Here is a 26,692-nt window from a genome sequence, read left to right as displayed (position 1 = left end):
TCCAGGCCTTTTCCAGGCTGCTTCGGGTCCGGGCCGGGGCTGAATCCGCCCCGGTTCCGGGCCCGCCACGGGTTCCGGAGGGAGGGGTGGGGCGTCAGTGGAAGTGGTGCAGATGCTCCTGGAGGAAGGCCTCCAGGGTGCGCGGACTGCGCCCGGTGAGACGGGTGAAGGCGCCGTCGGGCGTCTCCCGGCGGACCACCGCGAGCTGCTGGATCTCCACCACATGGGCGGCGAGCCAGCCGGGCATCCCGGCCCGCTCGACCAGGTGGGCGTGCAGCTCGGCCGGCGAGAGGTCGACGTAGCGCACCGGCCGGCCGAGCAGCTCGCCCAGCAGCGCGGTGACCTCCGCGTGGCTGTAGGCCCGCCCGCCGGTCAGCGGATAGGTGCCGCCCACCAGCTCCGGGCGGGTGAGTACGTCGGCGGCGAGGTCGCCGATGTCCCGGACGTCCACGTAGTTGCACCGCGCCTGCCCCATCGCGCCGTGCACCACCCCGGCGGCGGCGATGCCGGGGGCCAGGAGCAGCAGCTTCTGCATGAACGCGTACGGGCGCAGGACGGTGGTCGCGACGCCGGAGGTCCGCAGGCGCTCCTCGATCAGGTGGTGGCCGCGGGAGATCACCACGGGGGAGTCCGGCTCGGCGGCGGGGGCGGACACCTTCACGATGTGCCCCACCCCGCAGTCCAGCGCCGCGTCGATCGCGTTCAGCTCGTACCGGACCTGGTCCGGGCTGTTGGCCATGGTGAGGAAGAGCTGGTGCGCGCCGCGGAAGGCCTCGCGGAGCGAGTCCGGGTCGGCGGCATCGGCCGCGAACGGCTCGGTACGGGCCAGGGTCCGCTCGTCCAGGCCGGCGGCCAGGCGGCCGGGGTCCCGGCTGAGTGCGCGGCTCGCGACTCCGAGGGCGGAGAGGCTGCGCAGGGTGGCGCCGCCGGTGGCGCCGGCGGCGCCCATGATGACGATCATGACGTCTGCCTTTCGGGTACGGGGGTGGGGGCGGGTGCGGATGGTGCGGTGGGAGTGGCGCTGGGAGCGGGTGCGGGCGTGGGTGTGGCCGCGCGGGCGGCCTGGGCCGGGGGCTGCGGTTCGCGGGTGCGCCGGCTGCCGCGCCAGCGCCAGGTGGTGATGGTGGCGGCGATCGCGGACGAGACCGGCAGGTCGATCGGCAGCCGCTTCGGCCACGGGCTGTCGCTGAGCGCCGGGACGTGTGGGAGCCAGTGCGCGGCGGCGAGGCCGATGCCGAGCGCGAGCCCGGCGGCGAGCACGCCGAGGACGGCGGCCGCGAGCGCGCGCGGCGTCCGGGCGGGCCGGGGGCGGACCGGTCGGCGGCGCAGGAGGGCGCCGAGCGCGGCCGCCACCAGGGCGGAGGTGCCGCCGATGGTGGTGAGCGCGGCGACCACCAGTTCCTGCTGCCGGCTGGCGACTCCGCCGAGCCCGGCCATCACGGCGGGCATCAGGTAGGCGACCAGGACCTCGCGCCACAGGACGAACGGCGGGGGAGCGCCGCGGGCCTTCTTGCTCATGGGTTGTCCTCACAGTCGGGTGTCGTGGTTCCGGTGCTGCGGGTGCTGTCGGTGGTGCCGGCGCTTCCGGCGGCACCGGTGCTTCTGATTAGGTACCTAAGTATTTGTGCTTAGGTGCCTAACTATTGGGGCTGGGAAAAGGCGGGCCGACCGGCGGCCCGCCCGGGGTGCGGGGTCGTCCCCGCCGTTTTCAGTCCGCGGTCAGCGCGTCGATGCCCGCGACCACCCGGGCCAGCAGGTCGAGGAAGGTGGCGCGCTCCTCGACGGACAGTCCGCCGACCAGCGCCTGCATCCGGGCGAAGTGCTCGGGTGCCAGGTCGCGCAGCTTGTCGGCGCCGCGCGCGGTGAGGATCACCACGTTGCCGCGCCCGTCCTCGGTGGACGGACGGCGGGCTACCAGGCCCTCCCGCTCCAGGCCGTCGACCAGGCCGGTCACGGTCGCCCGCGAGACGCCGAGGCTCGCCGCGAGCTGGGACGGCGACTTCTCGCCGCCGTGGTCCTCCAGGTCCGCCAGCAGGCGGTAGCGGCCGGTGGAGAGTCCGAAGCGGCCGAAGTGCACCTCGCCGGCCTGTCCGAGCCTGGCCCCCGCCGCCATCAGCCGGGCCGCCACCAGTACCGCCTGCGGATCGGCCGGGAGGCCGTAGCGGGCGATCTGACGGCGGGCCTGATCGAGGCTGGGGGCGCCGGAGTCGGGTGCGGGGTGCTGCGTCACGAGAAGTACTATGGCGCCTAATCAGATGCTCCGTCAAGCGAGGCTGACGGCCGCTGCCCGGGGCGGCCCTGCTCGCGGGCGTCCCGGGACCGGTCGGGGGACGGGTGGGGCGGGTGGGGGTCCGGCCGTCGCCGCGCCGTGGCCAGGACGGGGGCGCGCGCCCGTGCCACACTCGCACCACCGGGCGCCGCGGACGGGCCCGGCGGCGGGCCACAAGCCCCGCCACCTGCGACGGGAGGCACGACGGCATGCCCTTCGAAGGCGCGATCCCCGACATCTACGAGCGGTACCTCGTCCCGCTGCTCTTCCGCCCCTACGCCCGGGACCTGGCGCGGCGCCTGGCCGAGCGGCACCCCCGGGACGTGATCGAGACGGCCGCCGGCACCGGCGCGTGCACCCGCGAGCTGGCCGCCGTCCTGGCACCGGACACCTCGATCACCGCGACCGACCTCAGCCGGCCGATGCTCGACCGCGCCCGGACCCTGCCGCTCGCCCGCCCGGTGCGCTGGGCCGAGGCGGACGCCATGGCACTGCCGTTCCCGGACGGCTCCTGCGACGCCGTGGTCTGCCAGTTCGGCGCCATGTTCTTCCCCGACCGCCCACGCGCCTTCGGCGAGGCCCGCCGCGTGCTGCGCCCCGGCGGTGTCCTGCTGTTCAACGTCTGGGACGCCATCACGGCGAACGAGTTCAGCGCGGTGACCGAGTTGACGGCCGCCGGGCTCTTCCCCACCGACCCGCCGGACTTCCTGAGCCGCGTCCCGTACGGATACCACGACCCCGCCGCGATCGCGCGGGACCTCGCGGACGGCGGCTTCACGAGCAGCCCGCTGATCGAGACCGTCGTCGAACGGGGGCGCGCCGAGTCGGCGCGGGACGTGGCCACGGCCCTGTGCCAGGGCACCCCGCTGCGCAACGAGATCGAGGCCCGGAACGGGCACACCCTCGACGAGGTGACCCGGGCGGTCACGGCGGCGGTCACCGACCGCCTGGGCACCGGCCCGGTCGAGGCGGCGCTCAGCGCCCTGGTGGTGACGGTCACCCGCTGACGGCCACCGGCACGTTCCCGCCCCTCGCAGCCCGGCAACGCGCGGCGGCGGTGACCGGGGCCGGGGGCGGCGGAAAATGCGATGAGGCCGCTCCGACAGGCCCGCTACGCTACGGCCCGCTCCGACGACCGATGCCATCCACCAGCGAAAGCGGGCCCATGACCCGGGACATGCTCACCGTCTGTCTGCCGCCCACCGACCCCGCCGACGTGGCGGAGGCGCTGGCTGCCGCGATGGCCCCCTACTGGAACGACGCCGAGGTCCCGCCGGGCGGCGAATGGCAGGGGGAATGGCAGTGGTGGCACGTCTTCGGCGGCGACGGCGACCACGGTCTGCCGGTCCGTGCCGGATACGAGGCCGACCCGCGGCTGGTGCGCAACCCGCTCTGGAGCGACGGCAGCCCCCGACCCGCGCAGCCGGTCGTCCGCTGCGACGGCGGCCCGCGCGGCCTGCTCGATCTGGACCGCGACCGCGCGCCGGTGGCCGAGGAGGCGGGCGCGGACTGGGATGCGTGGACCGCCTTCAGCGCCGACTACGAACCGGCACTGTCGGAATCCGAGATGTTCGCGCAGACCTCCGGCAGTCCGCAGTGGCGGGAGGCGTTCTTCGCACAGCCGGTCATCCGGGCCGTGGCCGCCCTGCGGCCGACCTGGGAGGAGGCCCCCCGCTGGGCCAGAGCGCACGACCCGGTCGCCTGCTACGCCGGAGGCCGCGAGCAGTACGTGCGCCGAATGGCCTCCCGCGTCGTGCCGACCAACGTGCTGCTCACCCTCGACGGCGAGTGGATCGACGGAAACTGGTTGTCCCACGACCCCGACGCCCTCGTCGGCCACCGGTACCGCGACTTCGCCGACCGCTACCTCGACGACCTCGCCGAGGACGCCCTCATGGTCCGCATCCGCTTCCACGACTGATCCGAGCGACCCTGCGCCGCCGTCGAGGCCTTGCTTCGGGGCGTGTCCGCTCCAGGCCGGCGAACCGTACCGGTCAGGGCAGCCGGCTGCCGCGCTCGGCGCACAGCGTCGCGGCGTAGGCCGCCGCGTCCGCGTCCAGCTCGGGGCGGGTGGCCGAGAGGACGCGGACCTCGCCGCCGGCGCGGGCGGCCAGGGCGGCGTGGAGACGGGAGATGCGGAGGGCGCCCATGTAGGCGGGAAGGTCGGCCGGGGCGACCCAGGCGGCCTCGCGGATCTCGTCCGGCTGGAGGCGCAGCGGCGGGTGGGGGAGCGGGACCGTGCCCAGATCGAAGTAGAACTGGACGCCCGGCATGTTCGGCAGGTCGCTGCCGTCGCCCTTGGCCCAGGCGATGTGGAGCAGTCGCCCGACCGCCAGGCGCAGCCCCGTCTCTTCCTCGAGCTCCCGCTCCGCGGCCTGCTCCGGGGTCTCGCCGGGGTCGATCACACCGCCGGGACAGCCCCACGGCTCCCGGTTGAAGCTGCGGACGAGCAGAACTCGGCCGTCCGGGTCGGTGACGAGGCAGGAGACTGCCGGGAAGGCGCGGGCGATGCCGGAGAGGTAGGCGGGGACCTCGGCGGATCCAGGGTGTGACACCGTCAGGACTCCTCGCATGGTGCGTTGCTCGTGTACGTCTGGAGATTCCGAAGACGCCGCGAGAGGCGCAGCCGGTTCGCCTGCTGCCCGACTGGGTGTCGCTGGGCTCACGGAGGGGTGGCCCACCGTCTCATGAGCTCGGCGCTTCGGGGTGACGGCGGTGCGGATCGAGGCTAGGCGGCGCGGGGCGTGATCCGGGGTGCGGTCCAGTCGGCGTGCTTCAGGACGGTACGGACCATCACGCCGGGCGGGGTCAGCCGGATCGCGGCGTTGCGCAGGCCGACCGCCAGCGGGTTCGCGAGCTGCTGGCCCATCCGGCCGGCCCGGCGGGCGTCGCGGGCGACGGTCTGGCTGCGGGGACGGCGGACCGCGTCGTAGCGGGCGAGCGCGTCCTCGACCGTCCGGCCCTCGGCGAGCGCCGCCGCCAGGGTCACCGCGTCCTCCAGGGCCTGGCAGGCGCCCTGGCCCAGATGGGGCGTCATGGCGTGCGCGGCGTCGCCGAGCAGGGCGACCCGGCCCGCGACGTAGGAGGGCAGCGGGGTGACCAGCTCGTTCACGTCGTGGTGCAGCACCGCCTCCGGTCGGGTCGCGGCGAGGAGCGCCGGGATCGGCTCGTGCCAGCGCGCGAAGCGGCGGCGGACCTCCGTGAGCGGGTCGCGGTACCGGACCCCGGCCGGGGCGTTCAGGACGGCGTGCCACTCGGCGGTTCCGTCCGGGAAGGCGATGTGGCCGAACTCGGCGCCGTGGCCCCAGGTGAGCTCGAAGTCTGCCGTCAGCCCGTCGACCGGGCGCTCGGTGATCGCCCGCAGCACCGTCGAACCGCTGTAGGCGGGCCCGGGGTGGGCGGGGAAGAGGCGACGCCGGACGCGGCTGTTGATCCCGTCGGCTGCCACGACGAGGTCGGCGTCCAGGACGGTGTCCCCATGGGTGACCCGGACCCGGGCGGGGCGGGAGGCGTCCACGTCGCTCCTGCCAGCCGCCTCGGCCGTGCCAACCGCCTCGGTCACGCCAGCCGTCTCGATCACGTCGGTCGTCTCGGTCACGTCGGTCACCTCGGCGCCGATCACCAGGGAGCCGGGCGGGAGCGCCTCGCGCAGGATCCGGTGCAGCGCCGCGCGCGGGATGCCGACGATGGGTGCGCCCAGTTCCCGTTCCAGTGCCTGTCCGTCCATCACCGCGAGCCGACGACCGTCCGGGGTGCGGGTGCCGCCCGTGTACTGACGGCGCGAGGCCGCCTCGACCGCCTCGCCGACCCCCAGCGCGGCGAGTGCGCGCATCCCGTTGGCGGCCAGCGAGATGCCGGCCCCCGCGTCGGCCGGCACCGCCGCCCGCTCGAGCACGGTCACGTCCCACCCCGCCAGCCGGAGGCCGATCCCGGCCGCCAGCCCGCCGATCCCGCCTCCGACCACCACCGCGCTGCCACTACCCATGCCGCTGCCGCTGCCCATGCCCGGTCCTCCCCGTGTCCCCGCGCTGCTTTCTACATCTGTAGAAGGAGCGTACTACGGCCTCACGGCGCGACCGACGGCCGGTGGGCGGCCCTCGGGCCGGTGCCGGTAGAAAGGGGGCATGCAGCGGGATGAGGAGCAGGGGCGGCCGGACCGGCGGACGGTGCTGGCGGACGCGGCGATCGGGGTGCTCGCGGACCTGGGGGTGCGCGGCCTGACCCACCGGGCGGTGGACGCGGCGGCGGGCCTGCCGACCGGGACCACCTCGGCCTACCTGCGGACCCGGCAGGCGCTGCTCACCGCGCTGGTGCGGCGGCTCGTGGAACTGGACCAGGGGGAGCTGCAGGCGATGGGCGAGCGGCTGCCCGTCCGTTCGGTGGAGGAACTGGTCGACGGAATCCTGGTGTTGATGCGGTACCGGTTGACCGGCGAGGGGCGGCGGCGTTCGCTCGCCCGCTACGCCTGCGCGGTGGAGAGCGTGCGCGACCCCGAGCTGCGGGAGATCCTCGTCCCGCGCGAGAACGCCGGGCGCGCCGCCGTCCGCGCCTTCCTCGTCGAGCGGGGCGTGCCGGACCCGGACGGGCGGACCGGCACGCTGCTCGCCTGCGTCGACGGCCTGGTCTTCGACCGTCTGGTGGGCGGGGGAGAGCCCGGGGCGGACGAGATCCACGGTCTGGTGGCGGCCGCCCTGCGCGGGGCGGGCGGGGAGGGCGGGAGCGGGGAGCTCGGGTCGGTGTGAGCACCGCCCGCCGTACTACCTGCGGGAGGCGCGAGCCGCAGCGACGAAGAACGCGATCAGGCCGAACACCAGGAAGACCGTCACGGCGGGCCACAGCGGATCGCCTTCGAGGAACGCGGTGACGAGGGTGCGGAGTCCCGTGACGATGACGTGCATGCGGGTACCGTAGCGTCACCCGTCACCGGGAGGAGCACCGGAGGCCCCGGGCGAGAAGGCCCCCGGGCAGGGGGCCGCTGGTGCTGGTGCCGTCGCTGGTGCTGGTGCCAGTGCTGGTGGCCGTTGCCGAAGCCGTCGCAGGGGCGTTGTGTCGAGCGTTCCTGGCCGGTCACGGCCGTTCCGGCTCCTCCGGGTCCGATCCCGTCCGGCCCAGCTCTGCGGCGTAGCCGGCGAGCAGGATGCGGAGCGTGCGCCGGAAGCACTGCTCGGAGTCGAGGCCCTCGCCGGTGGCGAAGGCCCGCGCGAGGTGGGGGTAGGTGTCGGCGTCCAGGGCGGTGAACTGCTCGGGCTGGGGCTCGGTGCCCTCGTGGTGGGGGGTTTCGCCGACCTCGCCGAGGGTGTGTCCGATGGTCCAGCGGACGACGGAGTTGAGCACGTCGAGCGCGTCGCCGAGCGGGACGCCGTCCTGGTGGAGCACGGTGATGCCGCGTTCGAGCAGGGTGAGGGCGGCCGGGGTGGCGGCGGGGCGGGTGGCCAGCACGGTGAGCATGGCGGGGTGGGCGAGCAGGAGTCGGCGCAGCTCGACGGCGAACTCCCGGACGACCTCGGTCCAGGGGCCGCTGGGCTCGGCGAACAGGTCCCCGGCGGAGAGTTCCAGGAGGCGTTCGACCATGCCGTCGAGCAGGGCGGCTTTGCTGGGGACGTAGTAGTAGAGCGTCATGCCCTCGACGCCGAGCGCCGCGCCGAGTTTGCGGTTGGAGAGCGCGGCGAGGCCGTGCTCGTCGACGTAGGCGAGGGCGGCGTCGATGATCTTCTCGCGGGTCAGCCCCGTCCTCGGGCGGCTGCGTCGGCCGGGCATCTGCTCCTCCTGGGGTTCGGGCCTCACCGGGCCGGTTGCGCTGGGGCCTTGACAACTCTTGCAGTGCAAGAAAATAATACTCGACGTCAACTTCTTGCACTGCAAGAAAAAGCTTTGGGGAGGACGTCGTGCAGCTCGTCGCGGTCATGGTGCGCAAGCTCAACGAGGGTGTGGAGTACGGGGAGTTCCGCAAGGCGTGGATCCCGGACGAGGTGTTCCCGGACGACCCGCGCACCCGGGTGATCAGCGCCACCGCGCTGGAGGACTCACGGGAGATCATCACCATCGCGCTGATCGAGGGCGACCACGGGCCGGAGTCCATGCAGGCCTGGATGGAGCGGCTCACCCCGGTCGAGGAGCGCCGCTTCGAGCGGATCAAGGACATGGTCGGCCCGCCGACCATGAACGCCGTCTACCAGGTGGTCGCCGAGGACAACCTGTCGCGGCCGATCGCGGAGTAGCGGCCTGGGCCGGCGCCGGGCCGGTGTGGGGGCAGTGCGTGGCCAGTGCGGGGCCGGTTCCGGCGCGGGGAAGACCGGTGCGAAATGCCGGGCCCGGATGACCGACCGTCGGGTCAAATAACCGTCAAGTTGGTTCATTCACAGAATATTCCGGCGAGTGCGATGTGGTGCGCGGATGATTTCCGCAGCTCCGAGGTCTTCACAGGGAGATCTCCGGCTGACAGTCTGGGGCAGCCCATTTCAGTACGGAGGAGGTTCCTTGTCCCGCATATCCACGTTGGCCGGAGCGGTCACCTGTGCCCTTGCCCTTGTCACCGGTAGTGCTGTCGCCGCGTCGGCGGCGCCGATCGACCAGGCCCCCAGCCTGCTCGAGGCGAAGGTCGACCCCGTCGCCTGGACCCCGTGCAACCCCGACCCGAGCAAGCCGGACCCGGGTATCTACGACTGCGCCGTCTACCCCGTGCCGCTGGACTACGACAACCCGTCGGGCGAGAAGATCGGCATCGCCATGATGCGGCGGCGGGCGAGCGACCCGTCGAAGCGGATCGGCTCCCTGTTCCTCAACCCGGGCGGTCCGGGCGGCAGCGGCTACCTGTGGGCGACGACCGCCCGCTTCGGTGCCGAGGTGCAGTCCAAGTTCGACCTGGTCGGCTTCGACCCCCGCGGGGTGGCCCGGAGCAACCCGCTCAAGTGCTTCAAGACCCAGGAGGACGCCGACGCGGTCAACAACCGCATGGTCGGCGTGCCGGTCACCAAGACCGAGGTCAACGAGACGCTGGACGCGGACCAGGACTACACCGACGCCTGCAGCAAGAACGCGGGCCCGCTGATCGAGCACATGTCGACCATCAACGTGGTGCGCGACCTCGACCGGATGCGCCGCGCCGTCGGTGACTCCCAGCTCTCCTTCGCCGGCTTCTCCTACGGCACCCTGATCGGTTCGACGTACGCCAACATGTACCCGAACAAGGTGCGGGCGATCATCATCGACGGCAACGTCGACCCGAACCTGCGCCTGCACAACGGTCTGGAGTACGACCGCCAGCGCGCGGGCGGCTTCGAGCTGGCCCTGGACGAGTTCCTCAAGCGCTGCCAGGCCGCCGGCGCCCCGCGCTGCGCCTTCGGCGAGGGCGACACCCGGGCCAAGTTCGACTCGCTCCGCGACCACCTGCGGACCAGCCCGATCACGCTGCCGAACGGCTCCAAGGTGACGCTGAGCAGCTTCACCAGCGAGGTCGCCAGCGCCCTGTACTCGCAGGCCAAGCTGGCCCCGCTGGCGAAGTCGCTGCAGGCCACGTACCAGGTGCTGCAGAAGCCGGCCGCCGCCAACCTGCTCGCCCCGAAGGCGAACGCCGTCGCGGAGGAGGACGCCAACCTCCTCACCGTGGACGTCCCGCGGGCGCTGCGGGAGGCCCCGGCGGACTCCGAGTACACCGCCGACGACTCCTACATGGGCGTCAACTGCCAGGACAAGCCGTACCCGTCGAACGACCGGGTGTTCGCGAACCTGGCCAAGACCTGGGAGCAGGAGTCGCCGACCTTCGGCCGCTACCAGGCCTTCGACGCGCCGGCGTGCGCGAGCTGGCCGGCTCCGGCCCGGGACGCCGAACGCTTCACCGGCCCGTGGAACAAGAAGACCTCCAACACCGTGATGGTCATCGGCAATCTCTACGACCCGGCGACCCAGTACAAGTTCGCCCAGCGGATGCAGCAGGAGCTGAGCAACGCCGTGCTGGTCAGCGTCGACTCGATCGAGCACTGCGCCGTCGGCCGCAGCAAGGCGCTGAACGCGCTGGTCACCCGCTACCTGGTGGACGGCACCGCGCCGCAGCCGGGCCAGCTGCTGAAGCCGGACGCGGAGATCTTCCCGGCGGTCTGACGGATCGATCCCCGTACGCCTGACGGACGGGACGACGGTTGTGGTGGTCGGCGGTGCTGCCGGCCACCACAGCCGCGTTTTCCGGCCGGTTCCGCGGAACGCTCGGGAAATGCGGTGGAAGATCGTCATCGAACCTCCTCGGGGTGGCTTCCGTCCAGTCGTCGGTGACCATAGCCGACGCCACTGACAATGGGGTCCGGCGGAGCGGCGGCCGCAAGTTCCGGTACGGATCGCCAGAAATGACGTACTGTCACATTTTTTATAAACAGTTTCCCATCGGTCGAATACCCGTGTTAGCGTGCGGCCCGCCAGCTTCTCTCGAATCGAGAAAGTGGGGACGGGCCATGCGGAGCGAATTCTCCCGACGGGGATTCCTGGGCGGTGCCGGCGCGGCGGCCGCCGGGATCACCGCCGGTTCCATGAGCGCGGCGTCGGCGGCGGGCGGCGCGCCGCGCGAGCTGCCTAAGGGGCGGTCGATCCTGCCGGGCGACCCCCGCTACCAGACGCTCGGTCAGGGCTTCAACCAGCGGTGGAGCAGCAGCCCCTCCTACATCCGCCTGGTGGGCAACGAGGCCGACGCCGTCGCCGAGCTGAACCGGGCGCTGGACCGCGGACTGCGGCCCACGGTCCGCGGCGGCGGGCACTGCTACGAGGGCTTCGTCGACAACGACCGCGGCGTGATCCTCGACCTCAGCACGATGCGCGGCGTCGCCGCCTCGACGGACAAGTTCGGCCGGCCCACCTACTGCGTGGAGGGCGGCGCGACCAACTGGGACGTCTACACGACGCTGTTCCGCGAGCACGCCGTCACCCTTCCCGCCGGGTCCTGCTACTCGGTCGGCGCGGGCGGGCACATCTGCGGCGGCGGGTTCGGGCTGCTCTCCCGGCGGCACGGGCTGACGGTCGACCACCTCGTCCAGGTCGACGTGGTCACCGTCCGGGGCGGCACCGCGGTGGTGACGGCGGCGCACCGCGAGGACGCGAAGGGCTCACCCGAGCAGGACCTCTTCTGGGCCCACACCGGCGGCGGTGGCGGGAACTTCGGAGTGGTGCTGCGCTACCACTTCGCGCCGGACGCGCCACAGCCGCCGCCCCGGGTCTGGCTCAGCAGCGTGGCCTGGCCCTGGGAGGAACTGCTGGAACGGCCGGCCGACTTCGAGACCCTGGTCCGCAACTTCGGCACCTTCATGGCGGAGCACAGCGGCCCGCAGGAGTCGCTGTACCAGGGGCTGTTCGCGATCCTGAAGCTCACCCACCACTCCAACGGGAACGTCGTCCTGGTCAGCCAGTGGGACGGCGACGACCCGGCGCCGCTCGACTCCTTCGTGGCGGCCGTCGAGCAGGGGATGGCCACGCGCTCGGTGGTGCAGACCCGCGCGGCCGGCGGGCTGTTCCTGCCGTACCCGGAGAAACGGCGGCAACTGCCGTGGTTCCAGGCCACCATGACGCTCAACCCCTCGGGCGACAACCGGCGCGGCAAGTACAAGTCGGCGTACCACCGGGAGCCGTTCAGCCCGGCCCAGATCGCCACCTTCCGGGACTGGCTGACACGGGACGTGGAGGGGGCGGACCTCTCGAAGACGCTGGTCCAGATCGACTCCTACGGCTGCCGGATCAACACCCGCCGGCCGGAGGAGACGGCCGTCCCGCAGCGCGACTCGATCATGAAGCTCCAGTACCAGACCTACTGGACGGATCCGGCGGAGGACAGCGACCACCTGACCTACCTGCGTGACTTCTACCGGGACGTCTACCGGGAGACCGGAGGCGTGCCGGAGATCGACACCGCGACGGACGGCGCCTACGTCAACTACCCCGACGTCGACCTGGGGACGGCCAACCAGCGCGACCCGGCCTACCCGCGGCTCTACTACAAGGACAACTACGCACGGCTCCAGCGGACCAAGGCGTACTGGGACGGGGAGGAGGTGTTCCACCACGCACAGTCCGTCCGCCCCGCCAAGGCCTGAGCGTCGTCGCACCTGACCCCGCGGCAGCCACTCCCACCTCGGCCGACCACCCGGGTGCGTGATGGCCGGCCGAGCGGCGGGATGCGGGTGGTGGCAGGTTGATGGCGGCAGGTGGGGACGCACCCCGCATCCCTACCCGCCGCGCGGCTCGGTCCGCCCAGCGCGGGCCGCGGTCCGGTTCACGCGGTCCGGGCAGCCCGGCCCGGTCCGCGGTCCGGTCGCCAGGTCCGGTCACCGGGTCCGGTCCGCCCGGTCGCGTCGTCGGCCTCCGTCAGGCGGCCTGCTCCGTCCCCTCCTCCACGATCCGGCCGTCCTTGAGCTCGATCACCCGGTCGGCGAGCCCCATCAGCGTCGGGTCGTGGGTGGCGACCAGCACCGTGACGCCCTCGCTGCGCACCACCGCACGCAGCAGCTCCATGATCGAGCGGCCGGTCTCCGAGTCCAGCTGGCCGGTGGGCTCGTCGGCGATGATCAGGCCGGGTTCGTTGGCCAGCGCGCGGGCGATCGCGACGCGCTGCTGCTGGCCGCCGGAGAGCTCGCCGGGGCGCTGGTTGGCGTGGTCGGCCAGGCCGACCAGTGCCAGCAAGGTGTGCGCGCGCTCCTCGCGCTCGGCGGGCGACACCTTGCGCAGCCGCATCGGCACACCGACGTTCTCGGCGGCGGTGAGCATCGGGATCAGGCCGAAGGACTGGAAGACGAAGCCGATCCGCTCCCGGCGCAGGGCGAGCCGGCCGTCCTCGTTCAGTCCGACGAGGTCGATGCCGTCGAGGGAGATGCCGCCGCCGGTCGGGGAGTCCAGTCCGCCGACCAGGTTGAGCAGGGTGGTCTTGCCGGAGCCGGAGCGGCCCTTGAGCGCGGTGAGTTCACCGCGTCCGACGGTGAAGGAGACTCCGCGCAGCGCGTGCACGGTCCGCTCACCGGTGCCGAAACTGCGGCGGAGGTCGGTCACGGCGACCATCGGCTCGGTGGTCGTAGTGGCGGTGGCGGTGGCGGCCTGATCCTGCGTCATGCGGCGTCCCCCCTGGTGGGCGTGTGACCCGGTCCTATCCGGTGTCTACGGATGCGGTGGCTCCGTCGGTTCACGTTCTCCGAGAGGAATCCGAGAAGTCGGAGTCCCGGGCGAAAGGAGCGTGGTGGAGGCGGAGTTGTGAAGTGTGCATGGCATTTCCACGGCGCATCCTCGGCTGGGATGCTACCTATGAAAGGAATTTGCTCATTGCTTACTTGATTCGCGCAAGTCCCTTCCGTTCCTGGATCGAATCTGACAGCATCGTCCGCTATCCGGTGACCGAATGCCGGTGGTCAATGCGCCGGTGTGCTCTCGATGTGTCCATCCGTGGTCGATTTGTGCGCGGATCGGGTCGATGGGCGGGGCCGGTTGACGCTACCGGGGACGTAATCCGGGGGAGGAACTTGATGCTCGGCTTCGTCGTGCGCCGACTGCGCGGGCGACTGCCGCTGGCTGCCGCCGTCCTGCTGACGGTGCTGATCACCACGGCGGTGCTCACCGCTCTGGTGACCTTCAACAGCAGTGTCGGGCGGGCCGGCCTGCGGCAGGCGCTCCAGGGCCCCGGCCACACCCGCACCACGGTGGTGGTGACCGCCGAACACGGTCTGGACCAGCGGGCCAAGGACGAGGAGGCGCTCGCCTCCTACCGGCAGAGGCTCTTCGGTGACCTGCCCGTGCGCACCGACAGCATGCTGCGCAGCCGTTCCTACGGCCTGCCCGGCAGTGACGCCGCCGGCGCGCCGGGGACAGCCGACGCGTCAGGAGCAGCGTCAGGAACAGCTCCAGGAACACCAGGAACAGCGCCAGGAACAGCGCCAGGACAGGCCGCCGGGGCCAAGGCGGACCTGACGGTCCTCGCCGACATCGACCACGACCGCGTCCGGCTGGTCGCCGGGGCGTGGCCCGGCGCCGCCAGCGCACCCGTCAACGCCACCGCCCCGCAGGCCGCCGTCCCGCAGAGCATGCTGGTCCGGCTCGGCCTGACCGAGCAGGCGCTGCCCGCCGACATCCGCCTCACCGACCGGTTCGACGGCAAGCCGCTGACCGTCCGGATCACCGGCGCCTACCGGGCCGTCGACCCGTTCGCCCCGTACTGGCGGATCGACCCGGTGGGCGGCCACGAGGTCGAGGTCGGCGGCTTCACCACCTTCGGCCCGATGATGGTCGACCAGAGCGCGTTCACCGCGGGCGGTCTGCTGCAGAGCAGCCGGAGCTGGCTGCTCGACGCCGACTTCGCGGGCGTCGACCAGGACACCGCCCAGGCCGTCGGCGACCGTGCCCCAGGCCTCACCGACGACCTGCGGAAGACCGCCTCGCTCAGCGTGACGACCGAACTGACGGACGTCATGCGCGAGTTGTCGGCGAGCATGATGGTCGCCCGGTCCACCCTGCTGATCGGCGCGCTGCAGCTGGCGGTCCTCGCCGCCGCGGCCCTGCTGCTGGTGGTCCGGCTGATCTCCTCCCGCCAGGAGTGGGAGAACGAACTGCTCGCGGCCCGCGGCGCCTCCGGCACCCGGCTCGGTGGCTTCACCGCCCTGGAGCTGGTGCTGCTCGCGGCCCCCGCGGCGGTGTTCGCACCGCTGCTCACCCCCTTCCTGGTCCGGGTCCTGGCCGGTCTCGGCAGGTCCCACCAGGTCGCCCTGGAGACCGGTATCGCCTGGACGCTCTGGCCGGTGGCCGGGCTCTGCGCCCTCGCCTGCATCGTGCTGGCCACCGTGCCCAGCCTGCTGCGCGGCGCCGGCGCGGCCCTGCGCCGCCGGACCGGGCGCCGGCAGGCCGTGGTCTCCGGCATCGCCCGCAACGGCGGCGACCTCGCCGTCCTGCTCCTGGCCGCCCTCGCCTACCAGCAGTTGAGCCAGTACGGCGGCGGGCTCTCCACGGACTCCTCGGGTGAGCTCGGCGTCGACCTCCTGCTGGTCGCCACCCCGACCCTGGCACTGTGCGCGGGCACCCTGGTGGTGCTGCGCCTGCTGCCGCTCGCCGCCCGGCTGGGTGCCCGGGTCGCCGCCGGCGGTCGCGGCCTCGGCCCGGCCATGGTCGGCTGGCAGCTGGCCCGTCAGCCCGCCCGCGCGACGGGCCCGGTGCTGCTGCTCGTCATGGCCGTCGCCACCGGTGTCCTGGCCCTCGGTCAGCAGGCCACCTGGACCGCCTCCCAGCGGGACCAGGCCGCCTTCACCACGCTCGGCGGCCTGCGGATCTCCGCCTCGCACAGTTCGCTGATGGGCCAGGCCGGCCGCTTCGGCGCGCTGCCGGGCGGTGACCGGCTGATCCCGGTGGTGCGCGAGGAGCAGCAACTGCCCTCCGGTACCGGACAGGTGCTCGCCCTGGACGCCGCCGCCTTCGCCGAGCGCGTCCCGGTGCGCGAGGACCTGCTGGACGGGCACGGCCGGGACGAGCTGTTCCGTCCGCTCGCCCTTCCCGCCGCGGCCGGTGTGCCGGACGGGGTGCCGCTGCCCGGGCATCCGCTGCGGATCGACGCCGAGCTCGCGACCGACTCGACCGGGTTCCCGTCCACCGAGCCGTCCCTGCGGGTGACGCTCCTCGCCCGGGACCGCTTCGGCATCGTCTACAAGCTCCCGTTCAACGGCGTCCCGACCGACGGCGGCCTGCGCGGCTCGGCCTCGCTGAGCACGCTGGTCGACGCCCCGCTGGGCTCGGTCGCCGCGCCGCTGACCGTCATCGGGGCGACCGCCTCCGCGAGGGGCAAGACCGACCTCGACACCTCGTTCCGGACGCTGGCCGTCTCCGACAGCGAGGCGGGGCCCGCGACGGCCGTCCCGCTGCCGGCCGGCATCTCCTGGGGGACCAGGGGCGGCGCCGGCAAGACCGGGGCACCGGCCACCGTGCCGGGTGTCGCCACCCGTGACTACCTGAAGGCCACCGGCTCCTCGGTCGGCGACACCGTGCGGGTGCCGTTCGGCGGGGCCACCCTCCCGATCAAGGTCACCGCAGCGGTCGAGGCCCTGCCGGTGGCGGGCCGCACCGCGGTCGTGATCGACCTGGCCACCACCGCGCGGGCGCTGCTGGCCCAGCACAGCACGGTCGCCAACAGCGCCGAGTGGTGGCTGCCCGCCACCGGCCCGGACGACCGCACCCCGGCGCAGGCGGCCGCGGCCGTCCGCTCGGCCCCCGGAGCGCAGGACGTCCGGCTGTACGACGAGGTGGCCGAGGGCTTCCTCGGCGACCCGGTCGGCGCCGCCCCGCAGAGCGCGCTGTCGGCCATCGCGGTCGTCACCGCGGTCCTCGCGGCGATCGGCTTCGGCGCCGCCGTGGCCGGCTCCGCCCGTCAACGCTCCCAGGACTCGGCCCTGCTGCTCGCCCTGGGCGCGCCCCGTCGGCTGGTCTCCCGTACCACCACGGCGGAGCCGGCCATCCTGGTGGCCCTCGGTGGAGCGGTCGGACTCGGGCTCGGGGCACTGCTCGTCCACCTGATCGTGCCGTTCGTCGTGCTGACCCCCGCGGCGCGCCGTCCGCTGCCCGAGGCCGTGGTCGAACTGCCGCTGGGCCAGGCGCTCCTGCTCACCGCGGCGATCGCCGTCGTCCCGTTGCTGTCCGCCTTCCTCGTCGGACGCCGCCGTAGGAACGTGGCCGCCCGGCTGCGCCTCGTGGAGGAGATGTGACCACCAAGGCCGGCACCCCCGTGCCCACTCCTGTGCCCACCCCCGCCTCCGCCCACCGGCCCGCGGGCTGGGTCCGCACCAGGCTGCGCGCCAACCCCGCGGCCGCGCTGCTGATGGCGGCCCTCACCCTGGTGACGGTCTTCCTGGCGGCCTCCTTCCCCCGCGTCGCGGACCGGGGAGCGGACGCCGCGCTGCGGGACTACGTGAGCCACCAGGGCCTGAACCTGACCAGCCTGCAGGCAGCCACCAAGACCCGGACCGGAGACACCGCCGCCGAACTGGACTCCGCCCACGAGCAGATCGCCACGCGGATCGGCCGGGAGCTGACGCTGTCCAGGCCCGGTGAGGCCTACGGCACCAAGGCGCAGACCGAGGCCAAGATGCACAACCCCGGCTACGCCCGGCTGTCCGACAACGCCGCGCCGACGATCTCCCTGCTCTACCTGCACGGCCTCGCCGACCGGGTCACCCTGACCGCCGGCACCTGGCCCGGGCCCGCCCCGGCCACCGTCGGAGCCCCACTGCCGATCGTGGTCAGCGAGAAGGCCGCGGCGACCGTCGGCATCAAGCTCGGCGACACCGTCGACAACGGCGCCGGCGGACCGGGCACGGGGCCGAGCAGCGTGGTGACCGGCTTCTACCGCGTCAACGAACCGCTGGACCCCTACTGGGACGACCTCGGCTGCCCGGCCCGCGCCTGCCTGCACATGGGGCCCAACGGCATCAACTGGTGGCAGACCACCGGCTTCGTCGACAGCGGCAGCGTCACCGCGCTGGCACTCTGGGGCTCGGGCGGCGACAACTTCTGGCGCCTGCCGGTCGACCCCGCCTCGCTGCGGGCCGACCAGCTCGACCGCACCCGCGCCACCATCGCCTCCTTCCAGACCGGACGCGGCGCCTCGGCCCTGGTCGACGCCACCAAGCGCGCGGACCTGCACACCACCTCCAACCTGTCCGACCTGCTCACCCGGGCGGACGCCCGCTACCAGGCCGCCATGCCGCTGAGCGCGATCGGCCCGGCCGGCGTCGCCGGTGTGGCCGTCGTGGTGCTGTTCCTGGCCGCGGCCCTGACCACGGACCGGCGCACCGCCGAGATCCGGCTGCTCCAGGCCCGCGGCGGCTCGCGCGGCGGCGTGCTGCTGCGCCTGCTCGGCGAGGGCGCGGCGACCGTCCTGCCCGCCACCGTGCTCGGGACGGCGCTCGCCCTGGTGCTGCTGCCCACCCCGCGCTGGGGGTACGCCGTCCTGGCGGCCCTCGTCGCGGCCCTGTGCGCGCTGCTGGCCTTCCCGGCCCGGGCGGCCCTGCTCTGGTCGCGGAACCGCGCGGTCGGCGGCTGGCGCCGGGCGATCGGCGAACTCGTCGTCCTGGCCGTGACCGTCGCGGCCGTGGCGGAGGTCCGGCGCCGCGGGGTCGGGCACTCCGGCGCCGGGGTGGACCCGCTGCTGGTGGCCGCGCCGCTGCTGCTGGCCGTCACCGGCGGGCTGGTGCTGGCCCGGATCGAGCCGGTGGTGGTCGGCTGGCTGGCCGCGCTCACCGGTCGCAGCCGGGGCCTGGTCGGCTTCCTCGGCCTGGCCCGGGCGGCCCGTGACAACTCGGGCCGCCGTCGGCCCTCCGCGCTGCCGCTGCTCGCCCTGCTGATCGCCGTCACCACGGCCGGCTTCGGCGCCACCGTGCTCGACACCGTCGACCACGTCCGGACGCAAGCCGCTCGCATCGCGACCGGGGGTGACGCCTCGGTGGTGATCCCGGAGTACGCCACGCTGTCCGAGTCGTTCACCAAGGCCGCCGGTGCACTGCCCGGGGTGCGCGCCGCGACCGGGGTCCGGGTCGAGGGCAAGGCCCTGTTCATCGGCGCCGACAAGGAGTCCACCGAGGCCTACCTGGTGGTCGCCGAGCCGACCGCGTACGCCGAGATCGCCCGCACCCTCGGGCGCGGCGAGTTCGACCCGGCGAAGCTCGCCGGCACCCCCGGCGGCCGGGACACCCCGGTGCCCGCACTGTTCAGCCGCGACCTGGCCAAGCGCCTGGCCGCGGGCGATCCGCAGGTCCGCGTACCCAGCGGGAACCAGGTACGCACCACCGTCGCCGGGACGGTCACCGCGACGCCCGCGCTGCCGGACCCGGGCAAGCCGTTCGTCGTGGTGCCGGCCGGCCCCGCCGCCGAACGCCTGCCGGAGCTCAACCGGATGAACAAGTGGTTCGCGGTCGGCGACCCCGATCCCGAACAGGTCCGGGCGGTCCTCCGGGACGGTGGCGTGACCCAGCCGACGGGTATGGCCAAGCTCATCGCCGACGAGGCCGCGGCCGCCGGCAAGGCCACCCACGGCCTGCCCGCGGGATACACCGTGCACAGCAGCCGGGAGGCCGCCGCCGCCCTGGCCGACGACCCGCTGCAGCACGCGGCCGGGCGGCTGTTCTGGTACGCGGCGGCCGCCGGCGGCGGATTCGCCCTGCTCGCCGTCCTGCTGACGCTCTTCCGGGCTGCGCCGGACCGTACGGCCGTGCTGGCCCGGCTGCGCACCATGGGGCTGCGGCCCCGGCAGGGGCTGGCGCTGATCGTCGCCGAGGCGCTGCCGCAGACCCTGGCGGCGGCCGTCGGCGGCGGCCTGGTCGCCGCGGCGGCGGTCGGACTGCTCGGGCCCGCGTTCGACATCTCCACCCTGGTCGGCGCCGAGGTCGGCGACGCCCTGACGCCCGCGCTGATGCCGGTGCTGCTGCCCACCGCGGGCCTGGCACTGCTGGTCTGCCTCGGAGTGGTGCTGGAGACCCTGGTCGCCGGCCGGCGCCAGATCGCCACCGAACTGCGGGCGGGGGAGCAGCAATGACACGGGAGGCGGCCGCCCGGGCCGTGACACGGAGAGCGGTGACACGGAGAGCGGTGACGCGGGGTTCGGTGACACGGGAAGCGGCGGACCGGTTCGTGACACCGGCAGGCCGCCCCGCCGGGACAGTGGAAACCGGCACGATGAAGCACTCAGTCGAGACAGGAGACCAGCGGTGAAGAGCACCCCCCAGGAGCGGCCGGTCGTCGAGGCCCCCAGCCTGCAGGAGCTCCGGCAGCGGGCGCTGGCCGCCGCCTCGCCCAGGGCGTACGGCGAGGGCGCGGCGATCGTCTGCGACCGGCTGGTCCGGATCTTCAGCGCCGAGGGCGTCGAGGTCCAGGCGCTCCAGGGCCTGGAACTGACGATCCGGCAGGGCGACCTGGTCGCCCTCGTCGGTGCCTCCGGAAGCGGGAAGTCCACCCTGCTCACCATCCTCGCCGGGCTGGACGTGCCGACGGCCGGCACCGCCACCGTGGCCGGCTGCGACCTGCTGGAGATGTCGGTCAAGGAGCGGCTGCGCTACCGGCGCGAGGTGGTCGGCTTCATCTGGCAGCAGACCGCCCGCAACCTGCTGCCCTTCCTCACCGCCGCCGAGAACATCGCCCTTCCCATGCAGCTGCGCGGCCGCCGGTCCAGCGCCGGTGGCGCGAAGCAACAGGCGGCCCGGGTCGCCGAGTTGATGGAGGCGCTGGAGATCGGCGAACTCGCCCACCGCAAGCCCAACGAGCTCTCCGGCGGCCAGCAGCAGCGGGTGGCGATCGCGGTCGCGATGGCCAACAACCCGCCGGTGCTGCTGGCCGACGAGCCCACCGGCGAGCTGGACTCCGAGACCGCCGGGGTGATCTTCGAGTCCTTCCGCACCGTCAACCGCGAACTCGGAGCCACCGTCGTCATCGTCACCCACGACCCGATGGTCGCGGGCGAGGTCCGCCGCACGGTCGCCATCCGGGACGGCCGGACCAGCAGCGAGGTGCTGCGCCGCACCGTCACCGACGAGCACGGCGAGGAGTCGGTCAACGAGCGCGAGTACGTGATGCTGGACCGCACCGGGCGGGTGCAGCTGCCGGTCAAGTTCCTGGAGGCGCTGGGCATGGAGCACCGGGTGGCGGTCGACCTCGCGGCCGACCACATCGAGGTGCGTCCGGACGACATCGCGGGGCACTGACCCGGATCCGGCCGGCGGTCCGGTCCGGCCCGGCGGAAGGGTGGCCCCGGAGGGCGGCGCGTGTCAGCCGTCGCCGCCCATCCGCTGGAACAGCCCGCTGCGCTCGGCGTCCGTCCGGGAGCCGGACGGTGCCTCCTCGGCGGCGCGCTCGCCGCGGGAGGCGGAGGTGCAGAGGGCGAAGACGATCAGGGCACTGGCCGCCACGGCGAGGATGCCCAGTGCGGTCAGGACGCGTAGCCAGGTCAAGGTAGTGCCTCCCGGGGCTGGTGCGGGGAACGCCGCCGGGGGATGTATCGGCAGGTCGGCCCGCACGGTCGAGTGCCCACGGACGGTTCTTCCCGCCGGGGGCCGCGCGAGAGGTCGCCCGCGTCGGCGCTCGAAGCACTGGAGGGGCGCTTTACAGCCCATCGCACGCCCCTGCGGTGGCGGTCGCGGTGGCCGGGGCCGGGGCCGGAGTCGAGTCAGCGGTCGGCCAGCCGTGGACGCGGGGCCTCACCCGTGGATTCGGCGTCGGTGTCGTCGGTGCCGACCGGGCCGCGGGGAAGCATCCGGTCCAGCCACCTCGGCAGCCACCAGTTGGTCCGGCCGAGGAGTGTCATGGTCGCCGGTACCAGCACCATGCGTACGACCGTGGCGTCGACGAAGATCGCGGTGGCCAGGCCGAGCCCGAACATCTTGGTGGAGGGGTCCTCGGCGACGGCGAAGGACAGGAAGACCGCCACCATGATGAGGGCGGCCGAGGTGATGATCCGGGCGGTGCGCGAAACGCCCTCGACGATCGCCGTGCCGTTGTCGCCGGTGCGCAGGTACTCCTCGCGTACGCGGGAGAGGAGGAACACCTCGTAGTCCATCGACAGGCCGAACAGGATGGCGAAGAGGAACATCGGGATGAACGACACGATCGGAACCGTCGCTTCCAGCCCGATGAGTGCGCCTCCCCAACCCCACTGGAAGACCGCGACCATGATGCCGTAGGCCGCGCCGATGCTCAGCAGGTTCAGCAGTACCGCCTTGAGCGGTACGAGTATCGAGCGGAAGGCCAGCATCAGCAGCAGGAACGACATCGCCAGCACGGCGGCGACGAACACCGGCAGGCGTTGGCTGGTGCGTCGGCCCACATCGGACAGGCTCGCGGCGGCGCCGCCGACGTGGGCCCTGGCCGGGCCGTGCCCGATCGCCGTGGGCAGCACGTCGGTGCGCAGCCGGGCGATGGTGTCGGCCGTGGCCTTGTCCTGAGGGCTGGTGGTCGGGAACACCACGAGGGTCGCGATGCCGGTGGCCCGATCGAGGTGCGTCGGCGCGACGGATGCGATGCCCGGATCCGCCGCGACCGCTGCGACGAGTCGGTCCAGCACGCCCGGATCACCGGCGGGGTCCGCGGCGATGACGAGGGGACCGTTGCTGCCCGGGCCGAACCCCTCGGCGACGAGGTCGTAGGCCCGGCGCTCGGTACGGCTGTGGGGCAGCGAGCCGTCGTCGGGCAGGCCGACGCGCAGGCCGAGCACGGGCAGCGTCGCGGTCAGCAGCAGCCCCGCCGCGCCGACCGCGTACGGCATCGGGTGTCGGCTGACGTGCCCGATCCAGCGACGCCACCCGGTGGCGTGGGCGGCGCCTGCCGCCGGGTCCCGCCGCCGTGCGAGTCGGCCCGGCGTCCTGCTCTGCAGAGCCCGGCCGATCCGGCTGATCCGGCCGATCCGGCCGGCCCGGGCCAGGCGTGGGCCGGCGGCGCCGAGGAAGGCCGGCAGCAGCGTCACCGACGCGACCACCATGGTCAGAACGACGATCGAGACGGCGAGCCCGCCCACCGTCATGAACGGTACGTTCGCGACCGCCAGGCCGAGGATCGATACGACGACGGTGCCGCCGGCGAAGACCACGGGCCTCCCCGCCGTGGCCACCGCTCGCCCCGCGGCCTCGCGGGGATCGAGCCCGCGCGCGAGGTACTCCCGGTGCCTGGCGAGCACGAACAGCGCGTAGTCGATGCCCACGCCGAGCCCGACCATGCCGCCCAGGACCGGTGCGAAGGTGGGGACGTCCGTCACCCCCGCCAGTACCGTCATCGTGGCGACCCCGACGGTCAGTCCGAAGACCGCCATGCCGATCGGCAGCGCGGCGGCGACGAGCGAACCGAACGCCAGGAACAGGATCGCGGCCGCGGCGAGGAGGCCGATCAACTCGCTCGCGCCGCCGTCGGGGTCGGAGAAGGCGTAGAAGAGGCTCCCGCCCATCTCGATGCGCAGGGGCAGTTCGGCGCGCAGCCGGTCGCCGAGATGGACGAGGGCGTCGAGGTCTTCGGCCGACAGCCGGCTCTGGTCGGGGTACTGCACCCGGACGACCGCGATCCGCCCGTCGACCGAGACGAGGCCGCCGCGCACGGCGGTGTCCCCGCCCGCGTCGAGTGCCCCCGCCGGGTCGCTCGCGCCGAGCACGTGCGGCAGCCGCTTCACCTCGGTCCGCAGCCGCGTGAGAGCGGTGCGCGCACTGTCGTGGTCGAAGAACGTCGCGGCGCCGTCGAGGGGGGTGACGACGACTTGGGCGGTCATCCCCTCCTGACCGGTGCCGGCCCGCTCGATCAGTTCCGCGGCCCGCTGGGAGTCCAGTCCCGGAACGGTCATCGAATCCACGTTCCGCCCGCCGAAGGCGACGGCGGCGAGGACGGCGAGCGTGGCGGCGACCAGCCAGGCCGCGATCACCCGCCAGGGATGGCGGGCGGCGCTTGTGCCCAGGCGCAACAGGGCTTTCGAGAGCATCGGGTCCTCCAACCACCTCGTCGGCCGTCCTTGTACGGCCGCCGATGCCGAGGCTCGTCGCCACGGCGCTCCGCGGCATCGGCCCGCGGGCCGCGGATCCGTCGGCCCCGGGGCGGAGTGACGACCCGTCCTTTCGGCCGATGCGCGGCACGCCGCGGTCCCTAGGCTGGGAACCGTGCTCCGAGACGACCTGCGAACCCTGTGGACCGAACCCCGGCCGCCCGACGCGCCCGCCCGGCTGCGGCGGGACTGGGCGCTGCCCGCCGCGGGCCTTGCCGGTGTGGCGCTGGAGGCCACTCTGCGCGAGAACGTCGTGTGGCGTCCGGTGGCGGTGGTGTTCGCCGTATGGCTGTGCCTGCTGCCCCTGTGGCGCCGGACCCGCCCGCTGGCGACGGTCACGCTGGCGTTCGGCTCGGTGGTCCTGCTTCAGGTGGCCTCGCTCGTCGCCGCACCGCGCGAGCCCGTCGGCCTGTACACCGGCGCGGTCGTGCTCGTGCTGGTGTACGCGCTGCCCCGGTGGGGATCGGGACGGGAGATCGTGCTGGGCGGCGCGATGATCGTCGTGGCGTTCGCGCTGTGTGTCGTCGCGGACGACACCCCGGTCGTCGAAAAGGTCGCGGGCTTCGTCTTCGGGCTGCTGCCCGGCGTGCTCGGGGCCGCGGTGCGGTTCCGGGTGACCGCTCGCGAGCGGCAGTTGGAGCAGGTGCGCTCCCGCGAGCGCGAGCAGCTCGCCCGGGAACTGCACGACACGGTGGCCCACCACGTGTCGGCCATGGTGATCATCGCCCAGGCAGGCCGGGTGCTCGCGGGCACCGAACCGTCCGCCGCGGTCGGGGCGCTGGAGGGGATCGAGGAGGAAGGGGCGCGCACGCTGGAGGAGATGCGCGCCATGGTCGCCGCGCTGCGCGACCGCGGGGTCGGCGCCGAGCTGGCGCCCCCGGCCGGCGTCGCGGATCTGGAGCGCCTGGTGCGCACCCCCGGCGGTCGCGTCAGGGTCGACCTGGGGCTCGACGGCGAGCTGGACACGCTGCCCCCGGCCGTGGACGCCGCCGTCTACCGCATCGTGCAGGAGTCGGTGACCAACGCGCTGCGCCACGCGGTCGACGCGACCGAGGTCGTCGTCCGGGTCGCCGCGAAACGGCACACGGTACGGGTGAGCGTGCGGGACGACGGCCGGCGCACCGGCCGGGGTCGCGACGGATACGGACTCACCGGACTGCGCGAGCGCGCGACCCTGATCGGCGGCACACTACGAGCCGGCCCGGGCACCGACCGGGGCTGGTATGTCGAAGCCGAGCTGCCGAGAGCGAGGAGCGAGAGCGGTGTCCATACGCGTCCTCGTCGCTGACGACCAGACGATCATCCGCACCGGGCTGCGGATCATGCTGAACGCCCAGCCCGGCATCGAGGTGGTCGGCGAGGCCGCCGACGGACGGGAAGCGGTACGTCTGGCCCGCGAACTGCGCCCCGACGTCTGCCTGTTCGACATCCGCATGCCCGTACTCGACGGGCTCGAGGCCACCCGGCTGGTCGCCGGCCCGGGCGTCGCCGACCCGCCGGCCGTGGTCGTCATCACCACGTTCGACCTCGACGAGTACGTCTACGGCTCGCTGCGGGCCGGCGCCCGCGGATTCCTCCTCAAGGACACGGGACCAGACCTTCTGGCCCAGGCCGTGCGGTCGGCGTCCGACGGGGAGGCGCTCATCGCGCCCAGCGTCACCGTCCGTCTCCTCCAGGCATTCGCGGACCTGCCCGCCGGCCGGCCCGCGGCCCAGCCGGTCTCACCCGTCACCGCCCGCGAGGAGCAGGTGCTTCTCGCCGTCGCTCGCGGGCTGACCAACACCGAGATCGCCGATGCACTGCACATCAGCCTCAGCACGGTGAAGACGCATCTGGCCAGCCTGATGGCCAAACTCGGCGCCCGCAACCGGGTCGAGATCGCGATGTGGGCCTACGAGACGCGCCGTATCCTCCCCGGAACCTGAGCCGGGTACCGAGCCATGTCCGATGAGTTGTTAGGGTTCCCGGTCGGACGTGGACGGGGGTCTGGTGGGCAGCAGGGTGGAAGCGGTCGTGGCGCCGCGCGGGGTGGTCGACCTGCGCGGTCAGGCCGGGGCGGGCTTCGTGGCGGCCTACCCCGCCGGAGCCGTGGTGGTGGTGTCCGGGCTGCCCGGCGCCGGGAAGAGCACGCTGCTGCGCCGCTGGTCCGGGCCGGCGGTGCGGTCGGTGGACCCGCGGACGGTGCACGAGGCCTGCGAGGCGGTGATGCCGGACCGTCTGCCGTACGCCGTGTACCGGCCCTGGGCGCGGTTGGAACACTTCCGGCTGCTGCGCGCCTCGGTGCGGCGCGGCGGACCGCTGCTGGTGCACGCCTGCGGCAGCCGCGCCTGGATGCGGCGCTGGCTGGCCCGGGAGGCGGGCCGGCGGGGCCGGGAGCTGCACCTGGTGCTGCTGGACGTCGGCGCCGACACCGCGCTGGACGGCCAGCGGGCCCGCGGCCGGCACGCCTCCGCCCGGGTGTTCGCCCGCCACCACCGGGGCCTGGAACAGCTGTTGGCCGCCTTCACCCGGCACGTGCGCGCCGGCGGGCCGCTGCCGACGCCGGAGGCCTCCTCGGTGCTGCTGCTGGACGCCGCCTCCCGCTCCCGGGCGGAGGCGGTCCGCTTCGGCCCGGAGGACGGGCCACAGCGGTAGGCCTCGGGACCGGTGGCCTCAGCGGCGGGCACGGCGTTCGGCCTCCGCGTGCCACCAGCCGGGCGGGGAGGGCCCGTTGACGGCGACGGTGGGCTGATCGGGGTGCAGCCCCAGCGGGCGCAGGGCGTCAGCGGCGACCTGGACGTCGTACCAGCCGTGCCAGTGGCCGTCGGCACCGACCCCGCAGGCCAGGCCGAATCGCAGGGCGTCCGCGGGGAAGGGCATCCAGTCGATGCCCCGGTCACGCAGTCAAGCCCGGACGGCGGCCCACGGGGTGGGGCAGCCGGGCAGGTTCT

The 26,692-nt window shown here is 73.7% G+C and carries 23 protein-coding genes; 12 read left to right on the top strand and 11 right to left on the bottom strand.

Going from position 1 to position 26,692, the window contains the following annotated elements:
* Positions 1 to 94 precede the first annotated feature (94 nt).
* The 3 genes from ACYP53_RS22805 to ACYP53_RS22795 form a co-directional block, all read right to left on the bottom strand.
* A complete protein-coding gene (locus tag ACYP53_RS22805; protein ID WP_459648758.1) occupies positions 95 to 961 on the bottom strand; it encodes an NmrA family NAD(P)-binding protein in 867 nt (288 codons plus the stop codon).
* Entirely contained in the window at positions 958 to 1,518 is a 561-nt protein-coding gene (locus ACYP53_RS22800; protein ID WP_459648757.1) for a hypothetical protein, read from the bottom strand. The genes ACYP53_RS22805 and ACYP53_RS22800 overlap by 4 nt, the downstream gene beginning before the upstream one ends.
* 190 nt (positions 1,519 to 1,708) lie before the next feature.
* Positions 1,709 to 2,230 (bottom strand): MarR family winged helix-turn-helix transcriptional regulator, encoded by a 522-nt coding sequence (locus tag ACYP53_RS22795; protein WP_189918723.1) that lies wholly within the window; start codon positions 2,228 to 2,230, stop codon positions 1,709 to 1,711.
* A gap of 248 nt (positions 2,231 to 2,478) precedes the next feature.
* On the opposite strand from ACYP53_RS22795, the gene ACYP53_RS22790 reads away from it, so the two are divergent.
* Positions 2,479 to 3,276: a class I SAM-dependent methyltransferase gene (locus ACYP53_RS22790; RefSeq protein ID WP_459648756.1), complete on the top strand. Its 798-nt coding sequence runs from the start codon at positions 2,479 to 2,481 to the stop codon at positions 3,274 to 3,276.
* Between the two features lie 158 nt (positions 3,277 to 3,434).
* Positions 3,435 to 4,190: a hypothetical protein gene (locus ACYP53_RS22785; protein ID WP_459648755.1), complete on the top strand. Its 756-nt coding sequence runs from the start codon at positions 3,435 to 3,437 to the stop codon at positions 4,188 to 4,190.
* A 73-nt stretch (positions 4,191 to 4,263) separates the two neighbouring features.
* Here the strand turns inward: ACYP53_RS22785 and ACYP53_RS22780 are convergent, their stop codons facing one another.
* Both ACYP53_RS22780 and ACYP53_RS22775 read right to left on the bottom strand, forming a co-directional pair.
* Positions 4,264 to 4,824, bottom strand: a complete 561-nt coding sequence (locus ACYP53_RS22780) for an NUDIX domain-containing protein (RefSeq protein WP_459648754.1) — start codon at positions 4,822 to 4,824, stop codon at positions 4,264 to 4,266.
* A gap of 173 nt (positions 4,825 to 4,997) precedes the next feature.
* Positions 4,998 to 6,272 (bottom strand): FAD-dependent monooxygenase, encoded by a 1,275-nt coding sequence (locus tag ACYP53_RS22775; protein ID WP_459648753.1) that lies wholly within the window; start codon positions 6,270 to 6,272, stop codon positions 4,998 to 5,000.
* A 121-nt stretch (positions 6,273 to 6,393) separates the two neighbouring features.
* Between ACYP53_RS22775 and ACYP53_RS22770 the strand changes: the two genes are divergently transcribed.
* Positions 6,394 to 7,011 (top strand): TetR/AcrR family transcriptional regulator, encoded by a 618-nt coding sequence (locus ACYP53_RS22770; protein ID WP_459648752.1) that lies wholly within the window; start codon positions 6,394 to 6,396, stop codon positions 7,009 to 7,011.
* Between the two features lie 15 nt (positions 7,012 to 7,026).
* On the opposite strand, the gene ACYP53_RS22765 is transcribed toward ACYP53_RS22770, so the two are convergent.
* The gene (locus ACYP53_RS22765; RefSeq protein WP_189918710.1) at positions 7,027 to 7,167 is read right to left on the bottom strand and encodes a hypothetical protein; all 141 of its coding nucleotides are present in this window, start codon (positions 7,165 to 7,167) and stop codon (positions 7,027 to 7,029) included.
* A 169-nt stretch (positions 7,168 to 7,336) separates the two neighbouring features.
* Positions 7,337 to 8,026 carry a TetR/AcrR family transcriptional regulator C-terminal domain-containing protein gene (locus tag ACYP53_RS22760; protein ID WP_189918708.1) on the bottom strand — a complete coding sequence of 230 codons (690 nt, stop codon included), beginning with the start codon at positions 8,024 to 8,026 and terminating at the stop codon, positions 7,337 to 7,339.
* Positions 8,027 to 8,154: 128 nt separating this feature from the next.
* Here ACYP53_RS22760 and ACYP53_RS22755 point away from each other — a divergent pair, with 128 nt between their 5' ends.
* From ACYP53_RS22755 to ACYP53_RS22745, 3 genes are all read left to right on the top strand, one after another.
* A complete protein-coding gene (locus tag ACYP53_RS22755) occupies positions 8,155 to 8,487 on the top strand; it encodes a hypothetical protein (protein ID WP_189918706.1) in 333 nt (110 codons plus the stop codon).
* 259 nt (positions 8,488 to 8,746) lie between these two features.
* Positions 8,747 to 10,366, top strand: coding sequence for an alpha/beta hydrolase (locus tag ACYP53_RS22750; RefSeq protein WP_229928767.1), 1,620 nt, complete (start codon positions 8,747 to 8,749; stop codon positions 10,364 to 10,366).
* Between the two features lie 344 nt (positions 10,367 to 10,710).
* Complete coding sequence (locus ACYP53_RS22745; RefSeq protein ID WP_459648751.1) at positions 10,711 to 12,336, top strand: FAD-binding oxidoreductase; 1,626 nt, start codon at positions 10,711 to 10,713, stop codon at positions 12,334 to 12,336.
* Between the two features lie 271 nt (positions 12,337 to 12,607).
* Here the strand turns inward: ACYP53_RS22745 and ACYP53_RS22740 are convergent, their stop codons facing one another.
* Entirely contained in the window at positions 12,608 to 13,345 is a 738-nt protein-coding gene (locus tag ACYP53_RS22740) for an ABC transporter ATP-binding protein (RefSeq protein ID WP_459648750.1), read from the bottom strand.
* 407 nt (positions 13,346 to 13,752) lie between these two features.
* Between ACYP53_RS22740 and ACYP53_RS22735 the strand changes: the two genes are divergently transcribed.
* From ACYP53_RS22735 to ACYP53_RS22725, 3 genes are all read left to right on the top strand, one after another.
* Positions 13,753 to 16,965 carry an FtsX-like permease family protein gene (locus ACYP53_RS22735; RefSeq protein WP_459648749.1) on the top strand — a complete coding sequence of 1,071 codons (3,213 nt, stop codon included), beginning with the start codon at positions 13,753 to 13,755 and terminating at the stop codon, positions 16,963 to 16,965.
* Positions 16,962 to 19,790, top strand: a complete 2,829-nt coding sequence (locus tag ACYP53_RS22730; RefSeq protein WP_459648748.1) for an ABC transporter permease family protein — start codon at positions 16,962 to 16,964, stop codon at positions 19,788 to 19,790. The genes ACYP53_RS22735 and ACYP53_RS22730 overlap by 4 nt, the downstream gene beginning before the upstream one ends.
* A gap of 172 nt (positions 19,791 to 19,962) precedes the next feature.
* Positions 19,963 to 20,952 carry an ABC transporter ATP-binding protein gene (locus ACYP53_RS22725; RefSeq protein ID WP_459648747.1) on the top strand — a complete coding sequence of 330 codons (990 nt, stop codon included), beginning with the start codon at positions 19,963 to 19,965 and terminating at the stop codon, positions 20,950 to 20,952.
* Positions 20,953 to 21,015: 63 nt separating this feature from the next.
* On the opposite strand, the gene ACYP53_RS22720 is transcribed toward ACYP53_RS22725, so the two are convergent.
* Both ACYP53_RS22720 and ACYP53_RS22715 read right to left on the bottom strand, forming a co-directional pair.
* Positions 21,016 to 21,198, bottom strand: a complete 183-nt coding sequence (locus ACYP53_RS22720; RefSeq protein ID WP_189918694.1) for a hypothetical protein — start codon at positions 21,196 to 21,198, stop codon at positions 21,016 to 21,018.
* A gap of 215 nt (positions 21,199 to 21,413) precedes the next feature.
* On the bottom strand, positions 21,414 to 23,702 hold the full coding sequence (locus ACYP53_RS22715; RefSeq protein WP_459648746.1) for an MMPL family transporter: 2,289 nt from the start codon (positions 23,700 to 23,702) through the stop codon (positions 21,414 to 21,416).
* Positions 23,703 to 23,877: 175 nt separating this feature from the next.
* Here ACYP53_RS22715 and ACYP53_RS22710 point away from each other — a divergent pair, with 175 nt between their 5' ends.
* The 3 genes from ACYP53_RS22710 (at position 23,878) to ACYP53_RS22700 (ending at position 26,396) form a co-directional block, all read left to right on the top strand.
* Positions 23,878 to 25,050 (top strand): sensor histidine kinase, encoded by a 1,173-nt coding sequence (locus ACYP53_RS22710; protein WP_459648745.1) that lies wholly within the window; start codon positions 23,878 to 23,880, stop codon positions 25,048 to 25,050.
* Positions 25,025 to 25,687 carry a response regulator gene (locus ACYP53_RS22705; RefSeq protein WP_459648744.1) on the top strand — a complete coding sequence of 221 codons (663 nt, stop codon included), beginning with the start codon at positions 25,025 to 25,027 and terminating at the stop codon, positions 25,685 to 25,687. The genes ACYP53_RS22710 and ACYP53_RS22705 overlap by 26 nt, the downstream gene beginning before the upstream one ends.
* 64 nt (positions 25,688 to 25,751) lie before the next feature.
* On the top strand, positions 25,752 to 26,396 hold the full coding sequence (locus ACYP53_RS22700) for an AAA family ATPase (RefSeq protein ID WP_459648743.1): 645 nt from the start codon (positions 25,752 to 25,754) through the stop codon (positions 26,394 to 26,396).
* A gap of 18 nt (positions 26,397 to 26,414) precedes the next feature.
* Here the strand turns inward: ACYP53_RS22700 and ACYP53_RS22695 are convergent, their stop codons facing one another.
* Complete coding sequence (locus ACYP53_RS22695) at positions 26,415 to 26,621, bottom strand: hypothetical protein (RefSeq protein WP_459648742.1); 207 nt, start codon at positions 26,619 to 26,621, stop codon at positions 26,415 to 26,417.
* Positions 26,622 to 26,692: the final 71 nt, after the last annotated feature.

The organism is Kitasatospora sp. Ki12, assembly GCF_054601375.1.
Note: the sequence above shows the minus strand (reverse complement) of the source record. Positions and strands in the feature narration are given on the sequence as shown.